We start from the raw sequence: 21,618 nt of genomic DNA on the forward strand, positions 1-21,618 counted from the left end.
GTCAGCTTTCTCTGGATTTTTGACGACACGATGCAATCAATGTGGCGAGGGAGCTTGCTCCCGCTCGGCGGCGCAGCCGTCGTCAGACCTGTTTAAGCGGACTACCTGACACGGCTTGAGGCTGCTTCGCAACCCAGCGGGAGCAAGCTCCCTCACCACAGTCATCCGCTCGACACAGGGTCTTGTGTTAGCGTCCCGGCGCCACGCTCTGCACTTGCGCCCCGCCATTGACCCGCACCTGCAACGCCGACTCACTCGCCAGCGGCCCCGGTGCCGGCCAGCGCATCACCGCCCCCGGCAGCACATAACCGAGCAGGCCCTCGGCCAGTGGTTTGCTCTGTCCACCCTGTTTGAGCGTCACGTCGGTCAGCCGCGCATGCACTGCGCCCTGATTGCGCACCTCGACATAGGGCTTGCCGTCCACCGCCACGGTGCGCCAGCTCAGTTGCGGCACACCGACGCCTTTGGGATCGCGCGGACGAGTGCTGTCCTCCTTGCTCCACAGCCCCGCACCATAGGCGAACAACGGCACCGAATAACGCATCTGGAAGCGAATCGCAGCGGCGGTTTTGCCGCCCTCGGCAGCCGGTGGCTGGGCGGAAGGGATTTCGTCGATGATGATCCGGTAGGCCAGTTCCTGCCCCGGTGGCACATCCTTGGTTCGGGTCAGGCGCACCAGTTGCTTCTGCCCCGGCTCGATCTTCGCCACCGGTGGGCTGCCAATCACGTCACGCTGATTCTGGTATTGCTCTTCAAAACCGCTCTGGCTCCAGCCGAACACGCGGATCTGCAGGTTGGCGGTTTCCGTGCCGCGATTCTCCAGCCACAGGGCACTGGCCTGTTGATCAGCCTCCAGCACCGGATCAATCGGCCAGATCAGCACCGAACTGGCGGCCTGCGCATTGCCGCCACCGAGCATGACCAGCGCCAACAACGCGCCCTGTAAAAACCAATGCCCTGACGTAACTGCCCCCATCAACCTGCTCCTTGTCGGCCATTCAAATGTCGCCTTACCACGATAGCTGCACCTGCAGCACGTCGCTGTACGTCCCCCCAGGCTGATTGCCCGGTAATTGCGCCTGGCCGTAAATCGGCAGCCTGATGTTGTTCGCATCGCTATAAGCCACCGCCACGCTCTGGCCGATGCCCAGGCTCTGGCTGTAAGCCGCGTCGCGAAACAGCGCGTAAGCCACCCGCGCACTGCCGCTGTTGATCTGCATGTGCCGACCGCTGCTGTTGTACTGGCCGCCATCGACGCTCATGTTCAATGTCACCCCTGGCGTGCATTGCAGCTGCACGCCGCCAGTCAGCGCGACTTGCACCGTGCCGGTGGCCAGGGCCGAACTTGAGCCGAAATTCAGCCCGCCGTAATTCGACACCCCGCCCACCACCAGACACCCCGGCGTGATCGTCGCGCTGACCTGAAAGCTCTGACTGGTGGCCGCCCCCAGCGGCAGCGGCACATTGCCCGCACAGAGCAGGAGCAGCGCGGCACAGCCCTGACGGCGCATGGCATCAGAACGTCAGTTCAACAGCGACGGTGTCGGTGTAAGTCCCCGCCGGCAGCCCCGCCTTGCCCACCGCCTGACCGTAGATATTCACCGTCTGCGCCACGCCGGTGCTGGCCGCCAGGTTGATCGTCCCGTCAATCGGCAGCAGCTGCGAATGGCCGGCATCGGTGTAGAAATCGTACGGCACATAGTTGGCGACACCGTCGTACAGCGCTCGAGCGCCGCCGGGTGACTGCCCGTCATGAGCGCCAGCGCGCACCTTGACCACCGGGGTCGTGCCACTGGAGCAGAGAATCGACAGCGCCCCGCCACCGCCACCCAATACCTGCCCGGTGGCCGTGGTGAACAGGCTGTTGGCGGTGCCGAAGTTCAGGGCACCGAAGTTCAGCCCGGTGGAGCCGCCGGCGCCATTGACCTGACAACTGCTGGTCAGGATCAGGCTGGCGGTGATCTGGCCGGTGACAGTGGTGGCGGCATGAGCACTGGAAACCAGCGTCAGGCCGAGCAACGACAAACCTATCCTTGATGCAATCGTACGCATGGTGTCCGTCCTCTACGGGGTTACCAGTCGAGCGTCACCGTCAGGGTGTCGGTATAGACACCTGCCGGTACCGCGCGGGTATTCGCCACCACCGAGCCAAATACCGGAATCGGTATCTGTGCACCGCTGGTGACAGCGAAATTGTGTTGTTGGCCGATGCTGTAGCGCTGGCTGCCGGAGGCATCCAGAAAGAGTTGATAAGGCAGGGTCTGGCGCCCGTTGCTCAAGCGCCGCGTGGTGCCGTCACCGTGGCTGCCGCCGTCGATGGTGACGGTGAACCCGGTGACCGAAGGGTTACAGGCGACATTCAGCTTGCCACTGCTGTCACCGTCGAGACTGGCCTTGATCGGCGCGGTCCAGGTCGGCCCCTGCTGACCGAAGTCGAGGGTGCCGAGATTGCTCACCGGGATCGCCGGGGTGGCGCTGTTGGTGACTTCGCAGCCGGCGATCAGGATCAGCCGCGCATTGATCTGCCCACTGATCGCCGCCTGTGCGTCGTCAGCGAGCAACAGCAGCGTACCTGTGGCGATGACCATCCAGTGCTTGCCTGTCATTGCGTCCGTCCCTACTCCTTCAGGATGCCTGCATAACCTGCGTTCAGCCTTGAACGCCCCTTCCCTGCGCAACCCGCCTCCAGCGGATTGCCTGAAATCCTGCGCTTACCAGGTCACGGTGACCTTGAGCAGATCCGAATAGCGGCTGACCTGTGGTACCTGCGCCAGACGTTCGATCCGCGCATACAGCGGCAGCTCGACCGTGCCGGTATCCGGCACCCGACCGCTGACCGGCACATCCACCACCAACGGCACCCGCCGCGCCGCATCCTGATACAGCCGATAAGGAATCGGCTTGCTCCCCGCCGCCCCCGCCATGTAGCGAACCTCACCGACGCCGCCATGCAGGCCACCGTCGACCCGCAGTTGATACGGCGTATCGGGGTTGCATTCCAGGCGCGGCAGACGCTGGTTGGTCAGCGCCGCTCCCAGTGGCCCGGCCGGATCATCCAGACGCGCAGTGCTGCCGAAATCCAGCACGCCCAGTTGTTCGATGCCCGCCTCGCGCTGCTGGCCGATCAGTTGACAGCCACGCTGCACATCCACACGGACTTCGACCTGAAGCTCCGCCGCGTACACCGAGATCCCCAGCAACCCGAGCAGGCCCACTACCACACGTGCAATCACTGTCCCATTCCTTGTGAGGGAACACCCGGATGACGTTACTGTGTTTCAGGTTAGCAACGGTCGACGAATCCGCCAGTCGATTGGATCCATCTATCTGTCGGGATATGTTTCGAAAGTTTGGCAACATGGCGAATGACATCGCTGAAAATAACTGTACGTCCCGCACTATGTTGTTCAGTGATCGCCCGCAGTCGACAAGCCGCGATGGAAGCCTGGCGCAGGCTCTGGTTACACTACGTCGCCGCGCTCTCGGGCGCCGGTCTGATGAAAACGGAGTGACTGCACAGTGCCCTCTCGAGCGCCCAAACGATCGCCACTGACCCAACGCTGGTCGGCGCTGCGCCGCTGGTTCGCCAAGGGGCGGCCCGCGCATGCCGGACATGACGCCATTGCCCGGTCGATCCACGACTACTTCCGGCACAAGGCGCTGGGCCAGGGTTACACCCTCAGCCACAGCCAGCAGCGGGTGATCGACTGCATGGCGTTGCAGGCCAGCCTGCTGTTCGGCGACAAGCCGCAAACGCCGCCGAGCCTGTACCTGCATGGTGCGGTCGGACGCGGCAAGAGCTGGCTGCTCGACGGCTTTTTCCAGGCGCTGCCGACCGCGCAGAAACAGCGCGTGCATTTTCATGGGTTCTTCGCCCGCCTGCATCAGGGCATGTTCGAGCATCGCCAACAGGACGACGCGCTCGCCGTCACCCTCGACGAGCTGTTGGACGATTGCCGCGTCCTGTGTTTCGACGAATTTCATGTGCATGACATCGGCGATGCGATGCTCATCACCCGCCTGTTCAAGGCCTTGTTCCAGCGCGGCATTCTACTGCTGGTGACCTCCAACTATGCGCCGGAAGGCTTGCTGCCCAACCCGCTCTACCACGCGCGCTTCAAACCGGTGATCGACCTGATCAACGCGCGAATGCAGGTCATGGAGGTCGGCGGCCCTCACGATTACCGCAGTCAGGCGAGCCATCATGCGCATCAGTTGTTCACCCAGGGCCACTATGTCTGGCCGGCTACCGCGACACAGCGCCAGACCTTGAATTTGCCCTCTGAAGATACGCCAGCCATTACGTTAGCGGTGGGCGCCCGGCAGTTTCAGGCGCGGCTGTGCGACGGGGGAACAGTCGGCTTCACTTTCAACGACGTGTGCGAGCAACCGACGGCAGTGATGGATTATCTGGAGCTGTGCCGGCGTTTCGATCGCTGGATCATCGACGATCTGCCGGAGCTGGGTGAGTGCTCGACCGCCGCGCAACAGCGCTTCATCAACCTGATCGACGTGCTTTACGATCAGGACAAACACCTGACCCTGCTCAGCCGCTGGCCACTGCGCGAGGCGCTTGGCGGCAATGCCATCGACCTGGCGCCCACCCGCAGCCGGCTGGGGCAATTGCAGGAAATCCACTGAGCCCATTGATCACCATTGTGGGAGCGGGCTTGCTCGCGAAAGCGGAGTGTCTGTGACAAATCACTGATTGACAGGACGCCTTCGCGAGCAAGCCCGCTCCCACCGAGGATCAGGGTGTCGTCCAGGGTCAGATCAGTGCAAATTCAGCCGTTACCGTTATCATGTCGCCCATTCCGAGCGCCCGGCGCTTCTTTCCCTGGACAGTGAACACCTACATGCACACCCTTGCTCAATTGCGCGCCGGCGAGTTGTCGGGCATTACCCGGCTCGACCTGTCTTGCGGCCTGACCGAGTTTCCCCGGGAGATTTTCGAGCTGGCCGACACGCTGGAGGTACTCAACCTCAGCGGCAACGCCTTGAGCAGCCTGCCCGATGACCTGCATCGGCTGACCAGAATGCGCATTCTGTTCTGCTCGGATAACCGCTTCACCGAAGTGCCGGCCTGTGTCGGAAAATGTGCGGCGCTGACGATGATCGGCTTCAAGGCCAACCGCATCAGCCACGTGCCGGGCGCAGCACTGCCGCCGCTGCTGCGCTGGCTGATTCTGACCGACAACTGCATCGAAAGCCTGCCGACCGAACTGGGTGAACGCCCCTACCTGCAAAAACTGCTGTTGGCCGGCAATCGCCTGCAAACGCTGCCATTGTCCATGCGCCAATGTCAGCGCCTGGAGCTGATCCGCATCGCCGCCAACCGCTTGCGCGAGTTGCCGCAGTGGCTGCTGACCCTGCCAAGCCTGACCTGGCTGGCGTACGCCGGTAACCCATTGGAAACCGAGGCCGATGCCGCCGCGCTGGAAGCCACGCCGCTGATCGACTGGTCGGCGCTGCGTCTGGAACAACGGCTGGGCGAAGGTGCGTCGGGGGTGATTTCCCGGGCACAGTGGCAGCGCGCCGACGGCTCGCAAGTGCCGGTCGCGGTGAAGTTATATAAAGGTGAAATGACCAGCGACGGTTCACCACTGCACGAGATGAATGCCTGCATCACCGCTGGCCTGCACCCGAACCTGATCCGCGTGGAAGGCCGTATTTACGGTCATCCTGACGGGCAACAGGGGCTGGTGATGCAACTGATCGACCCAAGCTTTCGCAACCTGGCAGCATTGCCCAGCCTGGCAAGCTGCTCACGGGATGTGTATGCCGAGGATTGCCGCTTCAGTGCCGAAGTGGCCTTGAATATTGCCAGGGGCATCGCCTCGGCGGCCGAGCACCTGCATCAACAGGGCATCACCCACGGCGATCTCTACGGCCACAACATTCTGTTGAACGACCAAGGCGAATGTTTGCTCGGGGATTTCGGCGCGGCTTCGTTCCATGCCACCACGGACAACCTGGAAACCCGGGCGCTGCAACGCATCGAAGTGCGCGCGTTCGGGATTCTGCTCGGAGAATTGCTGGCGCGCATCGACTCGGGGTTGAGCGATGAGCGGCGCGAGATGCTGGAAGAGTTGCAGCAGCGTTGCTGTCAACCGGATGTGCTGGCGCGGCCGGGGTTTGGCGATGTGATTGAGGTGCTGGAAAAGCTGTAACTGACACAAATCCTGTGGCGAGGGAGCTTGCTCCCGCTGGACGGCGAAGCCGTCCCAAAAACAACGACTGCTACGCAGCCGAGCGGGAGCAAGCTCCCTCGCCACAGTTTATCTTTGCAGCAAATCAGCCCGCCAGACCGACAAACATGTCCTGCACGTCGTCGTGGTTGTCGAGGCCTTCAAGGAATGCTTCAACTTCAGCCATCTGCTCGTCGCTCAGGCCGCTGACCGGGTTCTTCGGCTGGTAGCCGAGTTTGGCCGACAGCACAGTGAAACCTTGCTCAGGCAGGGCTTTCTGCACAGCATCGAGGTCGGTCGGATCGGTCAGGAACAGGGTCGCGCCGTCTTCGCCCGGCTCGAAGTCCTGGGCACCGGCCTCGATCGCGGCCATTTCCGGATCGGCGTCCGGGGTGTCCGGCGACGCTTCGATCATGCCGACGTGGTTGAAGTCCCAGGCCACCGAGCCGGAAGCACCCAGTTGGCCCTTGCGGAACGCCACGCGGATTTCCGCGACGGTGCGGTTGATGTTGTCGGTGACGCACTCGACGATCAACGGAACCTGATGCGGCGCGAAACCTTCGTACGTCACGCGGTGGTACTGCACGGTTTCGCCCAGCAGGCCGGCGCCCTTCTTGATGGCGCGGTCCAGGGTTTCCTTGGGCATCGAAGCTTTCTTGGCCTGTTCGACCACCAGACGCAGGTGTGCGTTGGTGGCGGTATCGGCACCGTTGCGGGCAGCGATGGTGATTTCTTTCACCAGTTTGCCGAAGATCTTGCCCTTGGCGTTGGCTGCCGCTTCTTTGTGTTTAACCTTCCACTGTGCGCCCATTACTCACTCTCTTGATCTGTGGCGCCGAGACATCTATTGGCCGACGCGTGGCGCCAAGTTTATACGGCCTAAAGTCGGCAATCGACCAAAAAAATTCATTGTTGAATCGACATCTTCACCACACCTTGTAGGGCGATTCTGAAAACCCCGCTGCCCATGACCATTCGTGCTCGCGTTTTCGTACCCTCTGCCGTCCGTATTGCCCCACAGAGCCCGTACGAATGCTCAATGACAAGGAAAGCCCGTTCACCCTGACCCTGACCGATGGCCCGTTGTGCCTGCCGGTGCTGCGTTTCAGCGGCAAGGAAGCATTCAATCAGCCGTTTCGTTTCGAGGTTGAAGTGATCGGCCTGGCCCCGGCCTTGCCGCCAGACAGCCTGTTGCGGCGCCCGGCGTTCCTGCGCCTGGGCGCCGATCACGGGATTCACGGCCTGATCCACAGCGTCAGTTGCGAACATCGCGCCAGCCACCGCATCGGCTATCGGCTGACCCTCGTCCCGCACCTGCAGCGTCTGGCGCAGGTGCCCCGGCGCCGAGTCTTTGTGCAGGCGAGCGTGCCGGCGATCCTCGCGCAACTGCTCGCCGAACATGGCTTGCCGACGGACAGTTACCGGATCGAGACGAGCGTCGGCCAGTACCCTCCTCGGGAATTTTGCATTCAGTACGAGGAAAGCGACCTCGCCCTGTTGCAGCGCCTGTGCGAGGAAGAAGGCATCCACTATCACTTCGAACATCACCCGCACGGACATGTCGTGGTGTTTGCCGATGACCACCTGAGCCTGCCGCAGGAGCCACTGCCGGTAGCGTTTGCCGTCTCCGACGAGACCCCGTCACCGCGCATCAGCAGCCTGTTTCAGCGCCATGACGCAACACCGGTGATGGCCGCGCACAGCATTCGCAACCGCGGCCATGAGGTGATGGTCGCTGACGCGGCCAATCACCCCGTGCCGGCCCTGGCACCGCTGAACCTGTCGAGCGAACAGCGCCACGCCGAACAGCGCAGCCGTCGCCACCTGCAGCGCCAGCGTTGCCAGTCGCGCTCGATCCGAGGATCCGCTGATTGCAGCGCGTTGCGCAGTGGACACCTGTTGCAGATCAGCGGGCACCCGAGCAATGCCTTCAACGAGCAATGGCTGATCACCGAGCTGCGCCATCAAGGCCAGCATCCCTCGATCCTCGCCCCCACGCCCGAGGTGCATCACTACCACAACGACTTCATCGCCCTGCCCTGGTCGAGCGACTTTCGCCCGCCCCTGGCCCAGCCACGTCCGAACATCGGGGGCTATCACCTGGCGCGGGTACTGGGTTCGCCCGGGCAGCCGGCGCAGCTGGACGAACGAGGGCGCATTGGCGTCAACCTCTGGCCGACGCCGGGAGCCGATGCGGCGGAGCTCTGGCTGCCAATTGCCCTGACCGGCGCAGGCCGCCTCGCCGCCCACCAACTACCGCGCGCCGGCAGTGAGGTGTGGGTGAGCTTCCTCGACAGCGACCCGGATCGCCCCATCCTCTGCCTCGCCAACCCGCGGCCCGCGCCACCGCCCCAAACGCCGCCACCGCGCGACAGCAGCCTGTTGCTCGATTGGCTGCTCCATGGCGCCGATCCGTAAGCGCCGCAGACATTGGAATTGAGTACAGCAGCCGGAAACTGGTTGGCTGGGAGGTTGCTATCGCGAGCAGGCTCACTCCTACAGTTGGATTGGGTGCGGGCAGTTAGAGATTGGTCGGCCCGTAGGCCGCCATCGCTGGCAAGCCAGCTCCCACAGAAGAGCTAAAGCCAAGCGCATGCTTTTCACCACTCATGGCCGAGTGTCAGCTCGCCGAAAGCCCTTGATCTTGCCGTGCCGGCCCCTTCGGCAGGCTGAGTGGAGGGGTTTATCCGGGGGTGGGAGCGCAGCGACGTTTGGCGCAGCCAAACACATCGAGAGGAGGTGCAGCGAAGCAAACCGGAGGCGATGCCCCCGGATGAACCCCGCAACGAAGGAACCCGAGCCTAAGCGAGGGCCGTACGCCGGGGCCAAGCCTTTTGCTTACTTTTCGGCGTCTGGAAAAGTGAGTCGCTGTAAGAGCGAAACCATAAGAAGCCGTTACCGCAGAAACGGATATGTACTCGGTAACCCAAAAGAACGCAGCGCTCGCTAACCCCCATTCACCCCTTGTCAGCCTTCCCCGCCGCCGCCGCAAACTTCGCCAACCGCACATCCAGATGCCGCGGCCGCCGCCCGTGATCCTCAGCCCGCTCCTTGCGGCGAATCGCATTACGCACCATCAACGACCCCAGATAACGAATCGGCTCCGGCGGAAAATACCCCAGCGGCCCATTCACCAATGGCGAACGGGTCCAAGGGTTATCAAGCCCCTGCACCAACGAGGCGAGAATCTGCCCGCCCATGTGACACGGCCCGACACCACTGCCGGAATAACCAAAACCATAAAACACATTGCCACTGGCACTCATCTGGCCAAAAAACGGCAACCCGGTCACCGAGCGATCCGACGGCCCATTCCAGGTCGCATCGACCTTGACCTCGGCAAACGCCGGAAAAAAATCCCCCAGGCTACGCTTGAGCAAATCCGCATAAGGCGATGGCTGATCGAATACCGGCAACATCCGCCCGCCAAACGCGAAGGTGTTGCCACCCTTGCCGAGCATGATCCGCCCGTCCGGCGTGTTGTGGTAGTAGTGCACGAAAATCCGCGAATCGAGCACCGTAACGCCGCTGGTCAAACCGATTTCCTGCAACAGATCCGGGCGTGGCTCAGTGATGAGCATGTCGCTGGAAACAATCGCCACGCTACGCTCGAACTGCGGGAACGCGCGGGCCATCCACGCGTTCATCGCCAGCACCACGCGGTCGGCTATCACGCAGCCGCCAGCAGTGTGAATACGCGCCGGGCGGCCCTCCTCCAGGCCGGTCATCGCCGTGTTCTCGTGGATCTTCACGCCCAGTTGCAACGCCACTCGGCGCAGGCCGCGCACCAGTTTGCCCGGTTGCACACTGGCGGCTGCCGGCGAGAACCATCCCTCCAGGTGCTTGCTGGAACCGGCCATGCGCTGCACGTCTGCCACCGGCCGCTGGGTGAATGAGTTGATGCCCTGCCGCTCCAGCGCCGCGATCACTGCATCGGTCGAGCCGACCTGCGCCTGGTTGGTGGCGGTGTACAGCGTGCCGTCGAGGCGGTAATCGGCATCGACGCCGTAATGCTCGCAGAACGCGCCGATGGCGTGGATGCTGCGCTCGGATTCCTTGACCAGACGCACCGCCTCCTCGACACCGAACAGCCGCTCAAGGGTGAAATATTTGGCTGACCACGACAACGCACAACCACCGTTGCGCCCGCTGGCACCGGCGCCGCAGATGTCGGCCTCGATCAGCAGCACGTCGAGTTCCGGGTTCTGTTGCTTGAGCATGATCGCCGTCCACAACCCGGTGTAGCCGCCGCCGACGATGCACACGTCGGTGCGCACTTCGCCTTGCAGCGGCGGGCACGTCGGGGATAGGTCGGCCTGCAAGGCCTGCTCGAGCCAAAAAGGGCGCATGGGATTCTCCAGTCAGATGGCCACGACACAGCCTGCCGCGAGCGCCGCAGCAGGCCGCGAGGCAAGGGTTTTCAGTTACGCAGGGGTTTGATCGTCAGCGGGCAATTGGGAATGGACGCGCGCGGTTCCATCACCCCGACCGGGCGGCTGTTCCAGTGCGGAATCAGCACCAGTGCCGAGAACAATGCGCAGCCGGCGAAGACGATGAACACCGTCACCGAGTCGAAGTAACCCGGCAGCAGCCCGCCGAGCACCGCGCCGACCGAGCCGCAGCCGTTGACGAAACCGGCCGCGGTGGCACCGGCCTTGGCCTTGCCGAAGTCGATGGCCGCCGCGCCGCTGATCATCGAGTCCGGTCCGTACAGGGTCAGACCCATGACAAACAGCAGCGCCACCACCAGCATCACGCTGCCGGTGTGCAACGCGCCCATGAACAGGGCCAACGTCACGGTCAACGCCAGCAGACTGAGGACGCAGGCCGGCATGCGCCGGGCGCCGAACAGTTTGTCGGAGGCCATGCCGATCATGATCGGCCCGAGCAGACCGGCAAGTTCGAACGAGGTGGGAATGATCGCCGCGCCGACCTTGCCGACACTCGGCATCTGTTCGAAGACGATCACCGGGCCCCACAGCAGAATCGCGTAGCGCGCCGGTTTCAACATGAAATACGCCAGGCCCAGCACCAGCACCGTGCGGTTGCGCAGGATTTCCTTCAACGGCTCCCAGACGCTCAGTTTGCTGTTGGCTGCAGTTTCAGCTGCACTGAGTTCCGGCTCCGGCTCTACCGCCGGCAGGCCGACGTCTTCCGGTTTGTTGCGCTGGAAGATGAAGAACAGCACCGCCACCGCGGCAACCACCGCCGCACTGGAAATGAACGCGGCGTGCCAGGTGCCCATCAGCGTATACGCCCACCAGCCGGCGAACGGCGAGGCCACCAGACCACCGAACGCATAGCAGGAACTCCACAAACCGAGCACGCGCCCGCGCTGTTCGGCGGGGAAGAAACTGCCGAGGTTCTTGCACAATCCCGACCAGCCAGTGGACTGCGCCAGGCCCTGAATCAGCATGCAGGTGGCGAAGATCGGCAGCGTGGCGAAGCTGCCCATCACCAGTGCCGCACCTGCGGAAATCAGCAGCCCGCCGAGCACTACCACCCTCGGACCAAAGCGGTCGGCGAGCATGCCCCAGGTGAATTGGCCGATGGCGTAGGCCGCCAGATAGATCGCATCGAGGTTGGCCATGGCCATCTTGTCGAGCATGAACGTCGGGTCTTCGGCGATGCCCAGTTTGGCCACCGAAAAGGCTTTGCGGGTGAAGTAGAAAGCGGCGTACGCGAGCCAGGTGACAGCGAAAATCTGCATGCGCCAACGCGCAATGGTGCCGATGTGCTTGTTCATTGTGGTTCTGACCTCAGGGTGTGAGTGTGCCGGCAGAATCGTTAAGTAAACGCCTGTGTTTTTTATTGTTGAGCACTGCGCCAGCGCCCCATCCCTGATGGCGATAGCGGTCAGATGAGTCCTGTTGTTGCACGCACAGGCTCATCGCCAACGTAGCTGCCCGAGTGGACAGTCAGCGCTGGCGTGAGCGGATCAAAGCAATTACTGTTTAATAAATAAAATCGATTTATCGTATTTCACACATAAGCTCAGCTTGTTACCGGAGGCTGCATGTCGGTGTCTCACGCCCAGCTCAAAGCCTTCCACGCCGTGGCCGTCCATGGAAGCTTCACCAAAGCTGCCGAACGGCTTTTTCTCACGCAACCGGCCATTTCCGACCAGGTGCGCAAACTCGAAGAACGCTTCAGCGTCTTGCTGTTTCACCGCAACAAGCGCTCGGTGCGCCTGACCGATCTTGGTGAACGCCTGCTGGCAATTACCCAACGGCTGTTTGTGATTGAGGCTGAGGCACAGGAGTTGCTGCAGGATTCCCGGGCCTTGCAGACCGGCAGCCTGATTCTGGCGGTGGATGCGCCGGTGCATGTGCTGCCGCAGATCGCGCGGTTTTGCGAGCGCTATCCGGGGATCAGCGTGAAAATCGAGACCGGCAACACCGATGAATCGCTGTTTCGCCTGTTTAACTACCAGGCCGATCTGGCACTGCTCGGGCGTGATGTCAGCGATGAACGTCTGCTGTGCGTGCCGCTGCGTAACGACCCGATGGTGGCGTTCGTTTCGCGCCATCACCCGTGGGCCGAGCGCGAGTCGATCTGCCTGGCCGATCTGGATGACACGCCGCTGGTGCTGCGCGAACACGGTTCGGTGACGCGTCAGACGCTTGAAGAGGAAATGGCCCGGGCCGGGTTTCGCATTCGTCCGGCGATTCAGGTCGAGGGCCGGGAAGCCGCGCGCGAGGCGGTGGTGGTGGGAATTGGTGTGGGGGTGGTGTCGGCGGCGGAGTTTGGCGCGGATTCGCGGGTGTGTGCGTTGCCGATTACCGATTGCACGCGGCGGTTGACCGAGACGTTGGTGTGTTTGCGCGAGCAAAGTTCGCGGCGGGTGGTGGCGACGTTTCTCGATATGGTGCGCGAGAGTCTGACCTGACCCACCTCCTGTAGGAGCTGCCGAAGGCTGCGATCTTTTGATTTTGCTTTTAAAAAACAAGATCAAAAGATCGCAGCCTTCGGCAGCTCCTACAGGGGATATGTGTATGGCGCCGTACCTGGGGGGCACCACGGTGTATCAGGCCGGCGCCAAAGCGAAAAACGCCTGAATCAAACGCAGCTCCCGCCGCCGCTCCATGCATCCGATCATGTGCCGATTGATCAACCCGTCGCCGACAATCGGAATCGCCACCACCCGTGGGTCATGGCTGACTTCCACAGAAGACACCACGCCCACCCCGAGTTCCGCCGCAACCGCTTCGGTCACCGCCTCGCGACTGTCCAGCTCCAGCAACACCCGTGGATGCACCGCCGCCTGCGCGCAGGCCTGATCGAAGGTGCGCCGGGTGATCGAACTCGGCTCACGCAGCACCATGATCACCTGATCCAGCTCCTTGAGCTTTACTTCGCCGGCACGCTGCGCCCACGAATGCCCGGCGGGCACCAGCGCGCAGATCCGCGATTCGCTCAGCGCTTGCAAATGCAGGCCCTTGCGTGGTTCGACCTCGGTCAGCACCGCCACGTCCGCGTGCTCGGACAACAGCGCCGCCAAGGTTTCCTGCGCATTACCCAAGCGCAAATTCACCGTGATCCCCGGATAGCGCGTGCGCAGGCTGGCAAGCATCGGCATGACCATGTGCGGGCCGTCGGCCGCCACTTCCAAGCGCCCGGTGAGCAACTGGCGGTTGGCTTCGAGCAGGGTCTGTGCTTCTTCGGCCAAACCGAACATGGCGCGGGTGATCGCCGCCAGTTTGGTGCCCTCCTCGGTCAGCTCCACCCGTCGTGCGGTGCGCCGCAGCAGGGTGATCTGGTAATGCTCCTCCAGCGCCTTGATGTGTCCGGTGACCGCCGGCTGGCTGATGAACAGGCGTGCTGCGGCGCGAGTGAAGCTGCCTTCCCGGGCCACGGCGTCGAAGGCGCGCAGCTGGAACAGATTCATGAATAACCCTCACTGATGGCTGGCATAACAACAAACAATTTGATTGATGCAACGGCGAATTGCAACGTATGCCCCGTAGCTTCATCCCACAGCGCTTTCGCGAGGACACACGAATGAGTACTGCCGCCCCCATCCTGCTCACTCCCGGCCCGTTGACCACCTCGGCGCGTACCCGCCAGGCAATGATGGTCGACTGGGGGTCATGGGATGACCGCTTCAATCAACTGACCGCCAGCCTCTGCGAGCAACTGCTGGCGATCCTCAACGGCGCCGCCACTCACCACTGCGTGCCATTGCAGGGCAGCGGCACCTTCGCCGTCGAAGCGGCCATCGGCACGCTGGTGCCGCGTGACGGCAAGGTGCTGGTGCTGATCAACGGCGCCTACGGCAAACGTCTGGCGAAGATCTGCGAAGTGCTCGGCCGCTCGTTCAGCACTTTCGAGACCGCCGAAGACGAACCGACCACCGCCGCTGACGTCGATCGTCTGCTGCGCGCCGACGGCGACATCACCCACGTTGCGCTGATTCACTGCGAAACCAGCACCGGCATCCTCAACCCGTTGCCGGAGATCGCTGACGTCGTTGCGCAACACGGCAAGCGCCTGATCATCGACGCCATGAGTTCGTTCGGCGCATTGCCGGTGGATGCGCAGAAAGTCCCGTTCGACGCGCTGATTGCCGCTTCAGGCAAGTGCCTGGAAGGCGTGCCGGGGATGGGTTTTGTCTTCGCTCGCAAGGATTCGCTGGCCGCAGCCGCCGGCAACTCGCACTCACTGGCGATGGATCTGTACGACCAGCACACCTATATGCAGAAGACCGGTCAGTGGCGCTTCACTCCGCCGACCCATGTGGTCGCGGCGCTGCACGAAGCGCTGCTGCAATACAACGAAGAAGGTGGCCTGCCGGCGCGGCATGCGCGCTACGCCGCCAACTGTCAGGCGCTGATGGAAGAGATGGCCAGGCTCGGGCTGCGCAGCTTCCTGCCGGCGGCGATCCAGGCGCCGATCATCGCCACCTTCCATGCCCCGCAAGACCCGCGCTACCAGTTCAAGGAGTTCTACGAACGAGTCAAGGCCAAGGGTTACATCCTCTACCCCGGCAAGCTGACCCAGGTCGAAACCTTTCGCGTCGGCTGCATCGGCCACGTCAGTCCGGACCAAATGCGCCAGGCCGTCGCGGCAGTGGGTGAAGTGCTGCGCGAGATGGAAGTCCTAGAGATCTGAACAACACCCTAATCCCCCTGTGGGAGCGGGCTTGCTCGCGAAAGCGGTTGAACATTCAACATTAATGTCGACTGACACAACGCCTTCGCGAGCAAGCCCGCTCCCACAGTTTTGAACCGTATTGCCAACTCAGGAATTGATTGCCATGAACTACGTAAACCCGTCCAAATTGCAAGCCGCCATCCTCGACTGGGCCGGCACCGTGGTCGATTTCGGCTCGTTCGCGCCAACGCAGATCTTCGTCGAAGCCTTCGCCGAGTTCGACGTTCAGGTGTCCATCGAAGAAGCCCGTGGCCCGATGGGCATGGGCAAGTGGGATCACATCCGCACCCTGTGCGATCAGCCGCAGGTCGCCGAGCGTTATCGCAAAGCGTTCGGCCGCACCCCGACCGATGACGACGTGACCGCGATCTACAACCGCTTCATGCCGCTGCAGATCGAGAAGATCGCCGAACACTCGGCGCTGATTCCCGGCGCGCTGGAAACCATCGCCAACCTGCGCCAGCAAGGGATCAAGATCGGTTCCTGCTCCGGCTACCCGAAACAGGTGATGGACAAGGTCGTGGCGCTGGCCGCCAGCAACGGCTACGTCGCCGACCACGTGGTCGCCACCGACGAAGTGCCGAACGGTCGCCCATGGCCGGCTCAGGCCCTGGCCAACGTGATCGCCCTGGGCATCGACGACGTCGGCGCCTGCGTGAAGATCGACGACACCGTGCCGGGCATCCTCGAAGGCCGTCGCGCCGGCATGTGGACCGTGGCGCTGATCTGCTCGGGCAATGCGCTGGGCCTGGACTACGCCGGCTACCGTGCACTGGGCAGTGACGAACTGGCCAGCGAACGCAAACGCATCCACGCGCTGTTCGCCGATTCGCGCCCGCACTACATGATCGACACCATCAGCGACCTGCCGGAAGTGATCGCCGACATCAACAAGCGTCTGGCCAACGGTGAGATGCCGCAATCGAGCTGATACACCTTTCGTCAACACACCAAAAAACGCCAGGGTCTTTGCGACACTGGCGTTTTTTTATGGCTGAAGCTTTGAGTCAGCGCACTGAAACTCCGATCGACACCGGGCAAATCCGCCAAAGCGGATTACAGTTAAAGCATGCCGTCGCTCAAGAACGGCACGCAGCGACCCTGATCCGTGAGGAAATACCGTATGCCGTGGACAAGTTCCGAATCCCGCTACAGCACCGTGTCCGTGCTGCTGCACTGGCTGATGCTGGTCCTGTTGATCCTGGTGTATGCCAGCATGGAGTTGCGCGGTTTTTTTCCCAAAGGCAGTGGCGGTCGCACGCTGATCCGCGAAGTGCACTATATGCTCGGCCTGACCGTGTTCGTGCTGGTGTGGTTTCGTCTGGTGGCCCGCAGCATCGGCCCTGCACCGAAAATCTTCCCGGCGTCCCCGCAGTGGCAAACGCTGCTGGCGCGGGTGATGCACTGGCTGTTGTACCTGTTCATGATCAGCATGCCGATCCTTGGCTGGCTGATCACCAGCGCCGAGGGGCATCAGGTGATGTTCTACGGCTTCGATCTGCCGCTGCTGGTGCATGAAGACAAGGCGTTCGCCAAGCAGGTGGAGCACTGGCACGTGTTGATCGGCAATATCGGCTACTGGCTGATCGGCCTGCATGCGCTGGCGGGGCTTTATCACCATTATGTGGTGGGCGATAACACCTTGTTGCGGATGATGCCCAAGCGCGGTTGAACATAGCCTCGGTGATATTCCCCTGTGGCGAGGGAGCTTGCTCCCGCTGGGCTGCGCAGCAGACCTGAATCCTGAAAATGTGGACTGTCAGGCAAACTGTATTCGCTGAATTGACGACGGCTGCGCCGCCGAGCGGGAGCAAGCTCCCTCGCCACAGAAGTTCAACTGTAGGAGAGGAATCCGCGACGCCCCTGCAGGCCGCCGGTGTGAACAAAGATCAGCCGGGTGCCTGGCTCGAATCTGCCGGCCTTGATCTGCTCCTTGAGCGCCAATAATGCCTTGCCGGTATACAGCGGTTCCAGAGGTACGCCGCTACTGCGCTCAGTGCTGTCGATGAACTCAAGTAAAACCGGATCAACCTTGGCAAAACCACCGCGACTCGCGTCGATCAACCTGTAGTCCGCCGCCAGCCCCGCCTCGCGAATAATCGCCTCAACCTGCGGCGCCACCCCATGATCCTCCGGCACCGCCAGCGCACCGTACACCGGACGCTCTCCGGCCTCGGCAAGCACCAGCCCGGCCAGGGTCGTCCCGGTGCCGCAGGCCAGCCACCAGCCGTGATAATCGCTCCAGCCCAATCCGGCCAGTTGCGCGTTGACCTGTGCTTTCAACGCCGCACAACCGAGCGCCCCGGGCAAGCCACCACCGCCCTCCGCTACCGCATGAAAGTCCGGATACTGCGCCAGCCACGGCTCCCAGAACCCCGCCTCATGCCGCGCCCGATAACCGCCAAAACCCAGCCAGTGCAGTTGCATGCCGAACGCTTGCAGATCCGCAACCGTGGGCGTCTGCTGCGGATGCCCACGCAACAGGCCGACCGTTTTGAACCCCAGACGTTTACCCGCCGCTGCCAGCGCATGCAGATGATTGGAATGCGCGCCACCGAGGCTGATGATGCCCTGTGCACCGACGCGGTCGGCGGCCTTGAGGTGTTCGACCAGTTTGAACCATTTGTTGCCGCTGATCAGCGGGTCGATCTGATCCAGACGCAGGATCGCCACTTCGATGCCGGCGGGGGTGAGCCAGTCGAGGTGAAGGCGTTCGAGGGGGGCTTGGGGTAGCCAGTTGACTGGAGGAAGAAGCATGGGCGCCGCAGCATCAGAAAAAAACAAATACTAACAGCACCCAGACAACCTGTAGGAGCTGCCGCAGGCTGCGATCTTTTGATCTTGGTTTTTAAAAGCAGAATCAAAAGATCGCAGCCTGCGGCAGCTCCTACACAGGGGTTAGAGCTCAGCCGCCAGACGCGAGCCCTGATTGATCGCGCGCTTGGCATCCAGCTCCGCCGCCACATCGGCACCGCCGATCAGGTGCACGTTCTGCCCCGCCGCCACCAGACCGTCCTGCAGTTCACGCAGCGGATCCTGGCCGGCGCAGATCACGATGTTGTCCACCGCCAGCACTTGCGGCTCGCCGGTTTCGCCGATACGGATGTGCAAGCCTTCGTCGTCGATCTTCAGGTATTCGACGCTGTTGAGCATCTGCACCTGCTTGTTCTTCAGGCCCGTGCGGTGAATCCAGCCGGTGGTCTTGCCCAGGCCATCGCCGACCTTGGTTTTCTTGCGCTGCAACAGGAACACTTCGCGGGCCGGTGCATGCGGCGCCGCCTTGATCCCGGCCACGCCACCACGGGCTTCCAGATGGGTGTCGATGCCCCACTCCTTCCAGAACGCGGTGCGATCCAGACTGGTGGCCACGCCTTGGTGCACAAGGAATTCCGAGACGTCGAAACCGATACCGCCCGCGCCGATTACCGCCACGCGTTTGCCCACCGGTTTGCGCTCGAGGATCACGTCCAGGTAGCTCAGCACCTTGGCATTTTCGACACCCGGAATCGCCGGCACACGTGGCGCGATGCCGGTGGCGAGGATGATTTCGTCGTAACCGCCCTCGACCAGTTTCGCCACGTCAACGCGAGTGTTCAGGCACACCTCGACATGGGTGGTCTGTAGCTTGCGCTGGAAGTAGCGCAGGGTTTCGAAGAACTCTTCCTTGCCCGGCACACGCTTGGCGATGTTGAACTGGCCGCCGATTTCGCTGGCCGAATCGAACAACGTCACCTGATGCCCGCGCTCGGCGGCCACGGTCGCGGCGGAAAGACCGGCAGGGCCGGCACCGACCACGGCGATCTTCTTGATCTGCTGCACCGGCAGGTAGTTGAGTTCGGTTTCATGGCAGGCGCGCGGGTTGACCAGGCAACTGGTGAGCTTGCCACCGAAGGTGTGATCGAGGCACGCCTGGTTGCAACCGATGCAAGTGTTGATTTCGTCGGCGCGGCCTTCTGCGGCCTTGTTGACGAAGTCCGGATCGGCGAGAAACGGCCGCGCCATCGAGACCATGTCGGCATCGCCTTCAGCGAGGATCTGCTCGGCGATTTCCGGGGTGTTGATGCGGTTGGTGGTGATCAGCGGAATGCTCACCGAACCACGCAGTTTGGCGGTGACCTTGCTGAACGCCGCACGCGGCACCTTGGTGGCGATGGTCGGAATCCGCGCTTCGTGCCAGCCGATGCCGGTGTTGATGATGGTCGCGCCGGCCTGCTCGATGGCTTTGGCCAGGGTCACGATCTCTTCCCAAGTGCTGCCGCCCTCCACCAGATCGAGCATCGACAGACGGAAAATGATGATGAAGTTCGGGCCGACTGCTTCGCGTACGCGGCGGACAATTTCCACCGGCAGGCGCATGCGGTTTTCGTAGCTGCCGCCCCAGCGGTCGGTACGGTGGTTGGTGTGCGCGGCGAGGAACTGGTTAATGAAATAACCTTCCGAGCCCATGATTTCCACGCCGTCATACTCGGCGCTCTGCGCCAGCACCGAACAGGTGACGAAATCGCTGATCTGTTTCTCGATGCCTTCCTCGTCCAGCTCTTTGGGCTTGAACGGGTTGATCGGTGCCTGAATCGCACTCGGCGCAACCTGTTTCGGGCTGTAGGCATACCGCCCGGCGTGGAGGATCTGCATGCAGATCTTGCCGCCCGCCTCGTGCACCGCGCGGGTGACGATGCGGTGCTTGAGCGCTTCGTCCTCGGTGGTCAGCTTGGCTGCGCCGGAGTACACGCCGCCCTCGTCGTTCGGGCCGATACCGCCGGTGACCATCAGGCCGACACCGCCACGGGCGCGCTCGGCGAAGTACGCCGCCATGCGTTCGAAGCCGCCCGGTTTTTCTTCCAGACCGGTGTGCATCGAGCCCATCAGGGTGCGGTTGCGCAACGTGGTGAATCCCAGGTCCAGCGGGGCCAACAGGTGCGGGTAATGAGCGGCGGTCATCGGTAACTCCACAACGAGCGATCACGGAAATTGCGGGAGCTCTGCGTCCCCCGTCAGTCATGTTCGACAGACTAAGAGTCGCACAGCTGTCACTCAATGACCGAAACTGACAACTTATTGATCCAAATGCGCAGCGCCCCTTGGCAAGCGCAGGCATGCGCCCTACCCTAGTCGCCACACCCTGCACCCGGTTGTTGTTGGTTTTCATGCGCAAACTTCTGTATCTGTTTTTCTCCATGGCCATCGTTGCCGCCCTGACCACCTACGCCATGTGGGCGGCGGACCGGCCGGCGGGGCACTACCTGTCGGACCTGCGCATCAAACTGGCGGTCGATCAGGGCACCCCTGCCGATCGCGGCAACCTGCTGGGGATTCAGCCGGAACTGTTTCCGACCGACTACCAGAGCCCCGAGCGCCTGCACCGCAAACTCGCTGCTTATCTGCAGCAGGCGCAGGATCAGGGGCTGTTGAACGAGAAAACCGTGGTGGTGCTACCCGAGCACGTCGGCACGTGGTTGATGATCAGCGGCGAGAAAGACGAGCTGTACCAGGCCCCGACGCTCGTCGAAGCGATGAACTGGCTGGCAGCGAGCAATCCGTTGCTGTTCGCCCGCGCCTGGCTCACTGCCAAGGGTGAAAATCGCCTCGACGACGCGCACCTGCGCATGAAGTCCAGGGCCATGGCCAAGGATTACCAGGCGCTGTTCGGTGGGTTGGCCAAGGAGTTCCACGTGACGCTGGTGGCCGGCTCCATCGTCCTGCCCGAACCGACTATCCGCGACGGCCAGCTCAAACCCGGCAGCGGCGCACTGTTCAACAGCAGTGTGGTGTTCGGCCGGGATGGCGTGCCGCTGGGCCAGCCCCAGCGGCAGATGCACCCGATCTTCGAACAGCGCGATGTAATTGAGGGCGACGATGCCCACGCGATCAACGTGGTCGATACCCCGGCCGGGCGCCTGGGGGTGCTGATCGGCAGTGACAGCTGGTACCCGGACAACTATCGCCAACTCGACGAGCAAGGCGCGCAACTGGTGGCGGTGCCGGCCTTCGTCGTTGGTCACGGTGCGTGGAATCAGCCGTGGGCCGGTTACAAGGGTTCGAGTACGCCAGGCTCGGTCAGCCTCAAGCCTGGCGAAATCAGTGAAGGCCAGGCCTGGCATCGCCTGACCCTGACCGCGCAGCCGCCGAGCAGCCGCGCCATCGCCGGCATCAGCGTGTTCCTGCGCGGGCAGTTCTGGGACAAACCCGGTTCGGGACAAAGCTTCCTCAGCAGCAACGGCCAGCAATTCGCCGATGGCGAAGCCCGTGGCGCGCGTCTGCTGAACATCTGGTTGTAAGC

Annotated in this window: 19 protein-coding genes; 8 read left to right on the forward strand and 11 right to left on the reverse strand. The window is 62.6% G+C overall.

The genetic code is table 11. The annotated features are described in order from the left end of the window. Nucleotides 1-187 precede the first annotated feature (187 nt). From ACIOUG_RS11145 to ACIOUG_RS11165, 5 genes are all read right to left on the reverse strand, one after another. Nucleotides 188-976 (reverse strand): molecular chaperone, encoded by a 789-nt coding sequence (locus ACIOUG_RS11145; RefSeq protein ID WP_401065283.1) that lies wholly within the window; start codon nucleotides 974-976, stop codon nucleotides 188-190. A 34-nt stretch (nucleotides 977-1,010) separates the two neighbouring features. Beyond that, the gene (locus tag ACIOUG_RS11150; RefSeq protein ID WP_401065285.1) at nucleotides 1,011-1,511 is read right to left on the reverse strand and encodes a spore coat U domain-containing protein; all 501 of its coding nucleotides are present in this window, start codon (nucleotides 1,509-1,511) and stop codon (nucleotides 1,011-1,013) included. Between the two features lie 4 nt (nucleotides 1,512-1,515). Further along, a complete protein-coding gene (locus tag ACIOUG_RS11155) occupies nucleotides 1,516-2,052 on the reverse strand; it encodes a spore coat U domain-containing protein (RefSeq protein ID WP_401065288.1) in 537 nt (178 codons plus the stop codon). Nucleotides 2,053-2,072: 20 nt separating this feature from the next. Next, nucleotides 2,073-2,606 carry a spore coat U domain-containing protein gene (locus ACIOUG_RS11160; protein WP_401065290.1) on the reverse strand — a complete coding sequence of 178 codons (534 nt, stop codon included), beginning with the start codon at nucleotides 2,604-2,606 and terminating at the stop codon, nucleotides 2,073-2,075. A 105-nt stretch (nucleotides 2,607-2,711) separates the two neighbouring features. After that, nucleotides 2,712-3,233 (reverse strand): spore coat U domain-containing protein, encoded by a 522-nt coding sequence (locus ACIOUG_RS11165; RefSeq protein ID WP_401065293.1) that lies wholly within the window; start codon nucleotides 3,231-3,233, stop codon nucleotides 2,712-2,714. A gap of 286 nt (nucleotides 3,234-3,519) precedes the next feature. On the opposite strand from ACIOUG_RS11165, the gene zapE reads away from it, so the two are divergent. Together zapE and ACIOUG_RS11175 are read left to right on the forward strand one after the other, a co-directional pair. Further along, the gene (zapE, locus tag ACIOUG_RS11170) at nucleotides 3,520-4,641 is read left to right on the forward strand and encodes a cell division protein ZapE (protein WP_401065296.1); all 1,122 of its coding nucleotides are present in this window, start codon (nucleotides 3,520-3,522) and stop codon (nucleotides 4,639-4,641) included. A 215-nt stretch (nucleotides 4,642-4,856) separates the two neighbouring features. Then, on the forward strand, nucleotides 4,857-6,170 hold the full coding sequence (locus ACIOUG_RS11175) for a protein kinase (RefSeq protein ID WP_401065299.1): 1,314 nt from the start codon (nucleotides 4,857-4,859) through the stop codon (nucleotides 6,168-6,170). Nucleotides 6,171-6,294: 124 nt separating this feature from the next. Here ACIOUG_RS11175 and ACIOUG_RS11180 read toward each other — a convergent pair whose 3' ends face one another. Further along, nucleotides 6,295-6,999: a YebC/PmpR family DNA-binding transcriptional regulator gene (locus ACIOUG_RS11180; RefSeq protein WP_095189923.1), complete on the reverse strand. Its 705-nt coding sequence runs from the start codon at nucleotides 6,997-6,999 to the stop codon at nucleotides 6,295-6,297. Nucleotides 7,000-7,220: 221 nt separating this feature from the next. Between ACIOUG_RS11180 and ACIOUG_RS11185 the strand changes: the two genes are divergently transcribed. Beyond that, nucleotides 7,221-8,606 (forward strand): type VI secretion system Vgr family protein, encoded by a 1,386-nt coding sequence (locus ACIOUG_RS11185; RefSeq protein ID WP_401065300.1) that lies wholly within the window; start codon nucleotides 7,221-7,223, stop codon nucleotides 8,604-8,606. Between the two features lie 539 nt (nucleotides 8,607-9,145). Here ACIOUG_RS11185 and ACIOUG_RS11190 read toward each other — a convergent pair. Continuing rightward, nucleotides 9,146-10,537, reverse strand: a complete 1,392-nt coding sequence (locus ACIOUG_RS11190; RefSeq protein ID WP_401065302.1) for an FAD-dependent oxidoreductase — start codon at nucleotides 10,535-10,537, stop codon at nucleotides 9,146-9,148. A 71-nt stretch (nucleotides 10,538-10,608) separates the two neighbouring features. Beyond that, the gene (locus ACIOUG_RS11195; protein WP_401065305.1) at nucleotides 10,609-11,934 is read right to left on the reverse strand and encodes an MFS transporter; all 1,326 of its coding nucleotides are present in this window, start codon (nucleotides 11,932-11,934) and stop codon (nucleotides 10,609-10,611) included. A gap of 270 nt (nucleotides 11,935-12,204) precedes the next feature. Between ACIOUG_RS11195 and ACIOUG_RS11200 the strand changes: the two genes are divergently transcribed. Next, the gene (locus tag ACIOUG_RS11200) at nucleotides 12,205-13,077 is read left to right on the forward strand and encodes a LysR family transcriptional regulator (protein ID WP_401065308.1); all 873 of its coding nucleotides are present in this window, start codon (nucleotides 12,205-12,207) and stop codon (nucleotides 13,075-13,077) included. 138 nt (nucleotides 13,078-13,215) lie between these two features. Here the strand turns inward: ACIOUG_RS11200 and ACIOUG_RS11205 are convergent, their stop codons facing one another. Continuing rightward, complete coding sequence (locus ACIOUG_RS11205) at nucleotides 13,216-14,076, reverse strand: LysR substrate-binding domain-containing protein (RefSeq protein ID WP_401065310.1); 861 nt, start codon at nucleotides 14,074-14,076, stop codon at nucleotides 13,216-13,218. 113 nt (nucleotides 14,077-14,189) lie between these two features. Here ACIOUG_RS11205 and ACIOUG_RS11210 point away from each other — a divergent pair, with 113 nt between their 5' ends. The 3 genes from ACIOUG_RS11210 (at nucleotide 14,190) to ACIOUG_RS11220 (ending at nucleotide 17,013) form a co-directional block, all read left to right on the forward strand. Further along, a complete protein-coding gene (locus tag ACIOUG_RS11210) occupies nucleotides 14,190-15,299 on the forward strand; it encodes a 2-aminoethylphosphonate--pyruvate transaminase (protein ID WP_401065312.1) in 1,110 nt (369 codons plus the stop codon). A 145-nt stretch (nucleotides 15,300-15,444) separates the two neighbouring features. Beyond that, nucleotides 15,445-16,272, forward strand: coding sequence for a phosphonoacetaldehyde hydrolase (phnX, locus tag ACIOUG_RS11215; RefSeq protein ID WP_047597488.1), 828 nt, complete (start codon nucleotides 15,445-15,447; stop codon nucleotides 16,270-16,272). Nucleotides 16,273-16,464: 192 nt separating this feature from the next. Continuing rightward, complete coding sequence (locus tag ACIOUG_RS11220) at nucleotides 16,465-17,013, forward strand: cytochrome b (RefSeq protein ID WP_401065315.1); 549 nt, start codon at nucleotides 16,465-16,467, stop codon at nucleotides 17,011-17,013. 161 nt (nucleotides 17,014-17,174) lie between these two features. On the opposite strand, the gene ACIOUG_RS11225 is transcribed toward ACIOUG_RS11220, so the two are convergent. Then, a complete protein-coding gene (locus tag ACIOUG_RS11225; protein WP_401065317.1) occupies nucleotides 17,175-18,098 on the reverse strand; it encodes a 1-aminocyclopropane-1-carboxylate deaminase/D-cysteine desulfhydrase in 924 nt (307 codons plus the stop codon). A gap of 141 nt (nucleotides 18,099-18,239) precedes the next feature. Further along, nucleotides 18,240-20,279 carry an FAD-dependent oxidoreductase gene (locus ACIOUG_RS11230; protein WP_401065320.1) on the reverse strand — a complete coding sequence of 680 codons (2,040 nt, stop codon included), beginning with the start codon at nucleotides 20,277-20,279 and terminating at the stop codon, nucleotides 18,240-18,242. Nucleotides 20,280-20,485: 206 nt separating this feature from the next. Between ACIOUG_RS11230 and ACIOUG_RS11235 the strand changes: the two genes are divergently transcribed. Continuing rightward, nucleotides 20,486-21,616: a carbon-nitrogen hydrolase family protein gene (locus tag ACIOUG_RS11235; RefSeq protein WP_401065323.1), complete on the forward strand. Its 1,131-nt coding sequence runs from the start codon at nucleotides 20,486-20,488 to the stop codon at nucleotides 21,614-21,616. Nucleotides 21,617-21,618 lie beyond the last annotated feature (2 nt).

Source organism: Pseudomonas sp. NPDC087803 (genome assembly GCF_044742995.1).
Classification (GTDB): Bacteria; Pseudomonadota; Gammaproteobacteria; order Pseudomonadales; family Pseudomonadaceae; genus Aquipseudomonas.